Source organism: Mahella sp., assembly GCF_020054945.1.
Classification (GTDB): Bacteria; Bacillota; Clostridia; order Mahellales; family Mahellaceae; genus Mahella.
In genome coordinates, this window is sequence record NZ_JAIHAU010000071.1 from 1 (window position 1) to 5,447 (window position 5,447).

Sequence of the window (5,447 nt, forward strand, 5' to 3'; positions counted from 1 at the left end):
TATAATTATCTCTGTAATACTTTTTTAAGCTCGCAGTGACATTTTTGTCGAACAAAATTGAACCTTTTTATATGACATTTTTATAGGCTATTGACATATGTTTTTCTATAAAATTTTCGACGATCACACGCAGATTAATAACATATTGACAAAATTTGATTTGACGCATATAATAATAACATATCAAATATTTTTGATATGAGGTGATTGCATGGAAACGAAATACGAGGAATATGCGAAGATATTTAAAGCGTTTTGCGATGAAAATCGCCTGCGAATACTTGAGCTTTTGCGCGGCGGCGAGAAATGCGCCTGTGTCCTTCTTGAACAGTTAGACCTGGGGCAATCCGGCCTTTCTTATCATATGAAGGTTTTAGTTGAGTCGGGTATTGTGGAGAGCCGGCAGGAAGGAAAATGGACACACTACAAAATCAGCGAAAATGGCAGCGCTTATGCCGCTGCTCTGCTGAAGGAGCTGACAACGCCGAACGCATTTTCACAAGAAAATGCCTGCTGCAGAAAATAAAAGCCATCGTCGAATGGCTTTTATAAAACAGGATACATCAAAATTATTTGATATGATAGTTTTTTAATTGAATGTGAGGTTTGCCTTGGGATGCAAATATTAAAAGGAATTTGGGATTTTATTCAATATCAGCTTCTTGGCATGAGATGGCTGGATGGTTTGATCGGAAGCGCCCTTTCTGGGCTGGGGCTGGATACATCCACCCGTTTGGGCGGCAGCATCGAGTTTTTCCTCTATGATGTCATTAAAATCACGATACTGCTGTGCTTATTGATTTTACTTATCAGTTACATTCAGAGCTATTTTCCGCCAGAACGCAGCAAGAAGATATTAGGCCGATTCCATGGCGTCGGTGCCAACTCTGTCGCGGCCTTGCTTGGCACGGTAACGCCGTTTTGCTCCTGCTCATCCATTCCGTTGTTCATCGGATTTACATCGGCAGGGCTTCCTGTCGGGGTGACGTTCTCGTTCCTTATATCTTCCCCGATGGTCGACCTTGGTTCGCTGCTTCTGCTGATGAGTATTTTCGGTGCGAAAGTAGCCGTAGTCTATGTAATCGTCGGACTGATTATCGCTGTCGTCGGCGGTACGATTATTGAGGAGCTAGGTATGGAGAAGTACGTGGAAAGCTTTATTATGACGGCCGGAAACGTCGATATAGAAGCGCCCGACCTGACAATAAAGGATCGGCTGGTTTATGCGAGGGACCAAATGCTGTCCACCTTTAAAAAGGTATTTCCATATATCCTGATCGGCGTGGGCATCGGAGCCGTTATTCACAACTGGATTCCTGAGGAATGGGTAACCGCGGCGCTCGGCAGTAAAAATCCGTTTGGCGTCGTATTAGCCACACTTGTCGGCGTGCCGATGTATGCTGATATCTTTGGCGTCATCCCAATTGCAGAAGCTCTATTATCCAAAGGGGCTGACCTCGGCACCGTTCTTTCGTTTATGATGGCCGTGACTACGCTGTCTATACCATCTATGGTGATGCTGCGCAAAGCTGTCAAGCCGAAACTATTGGCGTTGTTCATCACAATCTGCACTGTCGGCATCATTATAGTGGGTTACTTTTTCAACGCTATTCAAGGATTTATCATATAGTAAGAAAGAAAAGCAAATCCATATGTTCCTGCGGGAACAGTTGTTGTCAAAAAATAAAAATAATTAATAAAAAAGGAGTGTAATAAATATGTCACTATTCGGAAAGAAAAACGAAGAAACCACATCCTGCTGCGCAGGAAATTGCAATGCGGAAAGTATGGCAAAGGCAGAACATGCCAAAACCGAGGGAGCAAGCGTCAAGATACTTGGAAGTGGATGCGCAAAATGCAATCAGCTTGAGGCGGCAACAAAAGAGGCCCTGGAACAACTTGGCATGGATACGACAATTGACCATATAACCGATTTTTCACAGATCGCAGCTTATGGCGTTATGACAACGCCTGCTCTAGTTGTGGACGAGAAAGTGGTTTCTTACGGCAAGGTTTTAAAAACCGAGGAGGTTGTGAAGATTCTGCAAAAGGTGAGATCTTGACATCGAAGGATAAACCCATAATAACGAAAATGGCATTCTGCAAAATTAACGCAGAATGCCATAATTCGATTTATACATCTTATGCATAAAATCCATCCTTCATCATGCCCATCCATGCCTTGGCCGCCGCCGCATTGTTTTTATCAAAAATGCGCCCAAAGGCCGGTCCTATTTGCCCGCCGGCTATATCATTGGTGAAACAGCGCAATTGTTCCACGCTATGATAGTATACCGCCCAAGCATTGGAATCTGACCGGAAGTCCCCTTCTGCATGCGTATGATCTCTTCTAATAGAATATTTGAGTGACCACGATATCCGGATGAAGTTCCAGCTCAACCTTCTTAGGCACTTTCAATGGCACCCTGTTCCTGTCGGTTATAATATTAACAACCGGGCGGAGGGGCATACTTCTATTCGAATCGATCACTATACCGATTTCATTGGTGCTCAGAAGCACCTGGCATCCCCTAGGATAGATGGCTATCTCCTTTTTATATACCCTGTCCGATGTCATGGCGTCGTATATGTCGGCAACGGCCACTATCTTCGCCAGCCTATGGATCTCATCGCCTTTAAGTACGGATTTTTCATATTATTTGGATTATTATAACCTTAAATTTCTCGATGGTTGGCTGTGGAGCTATCTGATATGGTTCCATAATCAGTGCTATACAACGTTATGCCCTTCGGAAACCACTAGGAATACCGTTGTGCAAAAGGGGATAAAGAACGTAGGCATATGGAGCAGGGGTATCCGACTTTAAAGCCTTCTGCCCGAGATACCGCAGCCGGGAGCTGCGCAAGCATTTAAGCTGCCAGGATGCTTTGATGCTCCTCGCATATGTTTAACACATTTTTAACAAAGGCCGTGTACAGACATGTTAGAATTAATAGGAATTTTATAGCCTTGCCAGATAGTTCTGGCTCAAAATAATAGAGAAAGAAGGAAGGCCGAATTATGAGCGATAAGTTAAATTACCCCCGAGTACTGGTCCTGAGCCTGGGCTTTATGGTGGTATCCATGGTATGGGCGGCCTACAATTCATATATGCCCATATTCTTGGGCTATTACACCAACAGCAATACGTTGATAGGCTTCGTAATGGTATGGGACAACATTGCCAACATACTGCTTCTACCTTTGATCGGCGCAATGAGCGATAACACACGCACGCGGTTTGGCCGGCGCATGCCATACATAATGATCGGCATGCCCATAGCCGGTCTGTTGTATGCTTTGCTGCCGCTGCAGATCCATTGGGATACCGTTATACCGCTGCTGGTGTTGGATCTCATATTCAATATCTTCATGGCTACATACCGCTCGCCGGTGGTAGCGCTCATGCCAGATATTGTGCCTTCGCAGCATCGAAGCAAAGCCAACGGCATTATAAATCTCATGGGCGGCTTCGGATCCTTGATAATGTTCTTTATAGGCTCTCAGATGTATAGGATGAATCAGGCTTACCCTTTCTTTTTCGTGGGTATACTTTCCTTAATCATGCCCATCATATTGCTCTTCACCGTTAAGGAGCCCGAGATTGCCCGGCGCAAGGAGCCGGCGGAGCATAAGCAGAGTATATTCAAAGCCCTACGGTTTGTCTTGACCGATAAGGATAAAAGCCCCCTCTTCGTCCTTTTAAGCATATTCATGATGATAGCCGGCTTTGGCGCTGTGGAAACCTTTTTTACCCGTTATGCGCTGAACGTGATGAACGTCTCCGAGGATGTATCATCTTTCAGCATGGGATTCTATGCCATATCGTTTCTGATATTCGCTTTGCCGGCCGGGTTTATAGCCACTAAGATAGGCAAAAGGCGTACCATGATGATGGGCTCGCTGCTTTTGGGCCTCATGCTTTTGGCATTTGCCACCATACGCAGTTTTACCATAATACAGATCCTTATGCCCGTAGCCGGCATACTGAACGCTGCCTTTTCGATAAATTCATACCCTTTTGTGGTAAGCTTCACCTCGTCCAAAGGCATTGGCACCTATACCGGCCTGTACTATTTCTTCTCGTCGCTGGCTTCAATTATAACGCCGGTATTATTCGGCTTGATCGTCGATATGACAGGCTACCCGTCGCTTTTCATCGCATCGGGTATATGCATATTGCTGGCATTCACATTTATCGCATTGGCCAAAGAGGAACGAAAGGAAACCGCGGTCGATGCAACAGCCAAAGCTGCGGAATTGTAGAGGTAAATAATACCTTGACAGGCTCCGTATGGAACCAGTATACTTAAGACAGGAATTTTTGGAAGGAATATCACCATCACCAGGATTTTCAGCGTGCGTGAGATAACATTTTGGGAGGCTTTCAGGCTGATCATCATAGCGGGAATACTTTTCGGCGGATTCAGGATCAATATAACATAGAGGAACTATACAGCGGCGAGCTTATTAAAACGATCTCGCCGCTGTATGTAAGTTACTATTCACAGCCCGATCAAAAGTAGACAGGATAAAATACCGGCTCCTAAACATTCTTGTTCTTTGTAGTGCTTTCTGACCAGCTTTGAACGGCTTTCATAGATTCCTCGACAGAGGATGTTTCTCCGAAAATTCCAATCATTGTAACATGCTGTGGGCAGGAACCCGTTATTTCAGCGATTTGAACACCGGAGGCTTTCTCTGCGATATCAGCCGCGGCGATGATTTCCACCAGTTGCCCTTGTATTAATCCCACTGAATTTACAGCCCCATTGTTTAAATATTCCCTTACTTGCTTGTCGCTTATTTTTCGCAACAAAAGTCGGATAGTGGCTTCAGAAGGATTGTTAATGATTTTTATATTCAACATATTTGCACCTCTCACAAAACAAATTATGGTTTACCTTTAAATTTGTATCATAGATTAAATTTCCAAAGAATCTCCCGCACATAACGGAAGGCATCTGCTTCCTAAAAACCGCTTCATTTCTGAAATAGCAAAAATACCCGTACAATGAAGAGGCACGACTCTATGTATATCCAAATCGATCATATGCTGAATGGTCATTTGCAAGCGCGAGGGGCTTGCACTGTCCAAGTGCATTCCAGCCACCAATGTATCAATTTCCCTGCCCGGGAATTGCTTTAAAGCATAATTCAAACAGTTCACAACACCGGGATGACTGCACCCGAGAAATATACACAGCCCTTTCTCAGTATCAAAAATAAGCATTTGCTCATCTTTCATCATATCAACAGTCTTATCTGTCTTATCCCCGGTATAAAAACCTTCAGGTACTCCTTCAAAGGCTACGGTATTCGGTATCTCTCCGCAGAGAGTAATATGAGGAGCTATCGTTGTATTTTTCTTTGTAAGTACAAGACTACTTTTAATATCATCATAATCGTCGGGTGACCACGGAATACCGACCTCATAGAATTCCTT

Annotated in this window: 9 protein-coding genes; 5 read left to right on the forward strand and 4 right to left on the reverse strand. The window is 44.2% G+C overall.

Annotated elements, in window-relative coordinates; translation table 11 throughout:
- Positions 1–211 precede the first annotated feature (211 nt).
- From JG770_RS10425 to JG770_RS10435, 3 genes are all read left to right on the forward strand, one after another.
- A complete protein-coding gene (locus JG770_RS10425) occupies positions 212–526 on the forward strand; it encodes a metalloregulator ArsR/SmtB family transcription factor (RefSeq protein WP_291958715.1) in 315 nt (104 codons plus the stop codon).
- Between the two features lie 90 nt (positions 527–616).
- Positions 617–1,630, forward strand: a complete 1,014-nt coding sequence (locus JG770_RS10430) for a permease (RefSeq protein WP_291958718.1) — start codon at positions 617–619, stop codon at positions 1,628–1,630.
- A gap of 88 nt (positions 1,631–1,718) precedes the next feature.
- The gene (locus JG770_RS10435) at positions 1,719–2,063 is read left to right on the forward strand and encodes a thioredoxin family protein (protein WP_291958721.1); all 345 of its coding nucleotides are present in this window, start codon (positions 1,719–1,721) and stop codon (positions 2,061–2,063) included.
- Positions 2,064–2,142: 79 nt separating this feature from the next.
- On the opposite strand, the gene JG770_RS10440 is transcribed toward JG770_RS10435, so the two are convergent.
- Entirely contained in the window at positions 2,143–2,280 is a 138-nt protein-coding gene (locus JG770_RS10440) for a hypothetical protein (RefSeq protein WP_291958723.1), read from the reverse strand.
- Between the two features lie 70 nt (positions 2,281–2,350).
- Positions 2,351–2,605, reverse strand: a complete 255-nt coding sequence (locus tag JG770_RS10445) for a hypothetical protein (protein ID WP_291958725.1) — start codon at positions 2,603–2,605, stop codon at positions 2,351–2,353.
- Here JG770_RS10445 and JG770_RS10675 point away from each other — a divergent pair.
- On the forward strand, positions 2,589–2,828 hold the full coding sequence (locus tag JG770_RS10675; RefSeq protein ID WP_363321004.1) for a glycosyltransferase: 240 nt from the start codon (positions 2,589–2,591) through the stop codon (positions 2,826–2,828). The genes JG770_RS10445 and JG770_RS10675 overlap by 17 nt on opposite strands.
- A 194-nt stretch (positions 2,829–3,022) precedes the next feature.
- Positions 3,023–4,267 (forward strand): MFS transporter, encoded by a 1,245-nt coding sequence (locus JG770_RS10450; RefSeq protein WP_291958727.1) that lies wholly within the window; start codon positions 3,023–3,025, stop codon positions 4,265–4,267.
- Positions 4,268–4,547: 280 nt separating this feature from the next.
- Here JG770_RS10450 and JG770_RS10455 read toward each other — a convergent pair whose 3' ends face one another.
- Together JG770_RS10455 and JG770_RS10460 are read right to left on the reverse strand one after the other, a co-directional pair.
- Entirely contained in the window at positions 4,548–4,871 is a 324-nt protein-coding gene (locus JG770_RS10455) for a BMC domain-containing protein (RefSeq protein WP_291958730.1), read from the reverse strand.
- Between the two features lie 54 nt (positions 4,872–4,925).
- Positions 4,926–5,447: MBL fold metallo-hydrolase (locus JG770_RS10460; protein ID WP_291958733.1), on the reverse strand; the 522-nt coding region annotated here is incomplete at its 5' end.

Excerpts from the sequence above, each read along its gene's own strand:
- JG770_RS10425 (WP_291958715.1), top strand. The coding sequence starts at position 212 with ATGGAAACGAAATACGAGGAATATGCGAAGATATTTAAAGCGTTTTGC.
- JG770_RS10430 (WP_291958718.1), top strand. The coding sequence starts at position 617 with ATGCAAATATTAAAAGGAATTTGGGATTTTATTCAATATCAGCTTCTT.
- JG770_RS10435 (WP_291958721.1), top strand. The coding sequence starts at position 1,719 with ATGTCACTATTCGGAAAGAAAAACGAAGAAACCACATCCTGCTGCGCA.
- JG770_RS10675 (WP_363321004.1), top strand. The coding sequence starts at position 2,589 with ATGTCGGCAACGGCCACTATCTTCGCCAGCCTATGGATCTCATCGCCT.
- JG770_RS10450 (WP_291958727.1), top strand. The coding sequence starts at position 3,023 with ATGAGCGATAAGTTAAATTACCCCCGAGTACTGGTCCTGAGCCTGGGC.
- JG770_RS10455 (WP_291958730.1), bottom strand. The coding sequence starts at position 4,871 with ATGTTGAATATAAAAATCATTAACAATCCTTCTGAAGCCACTATCCGA.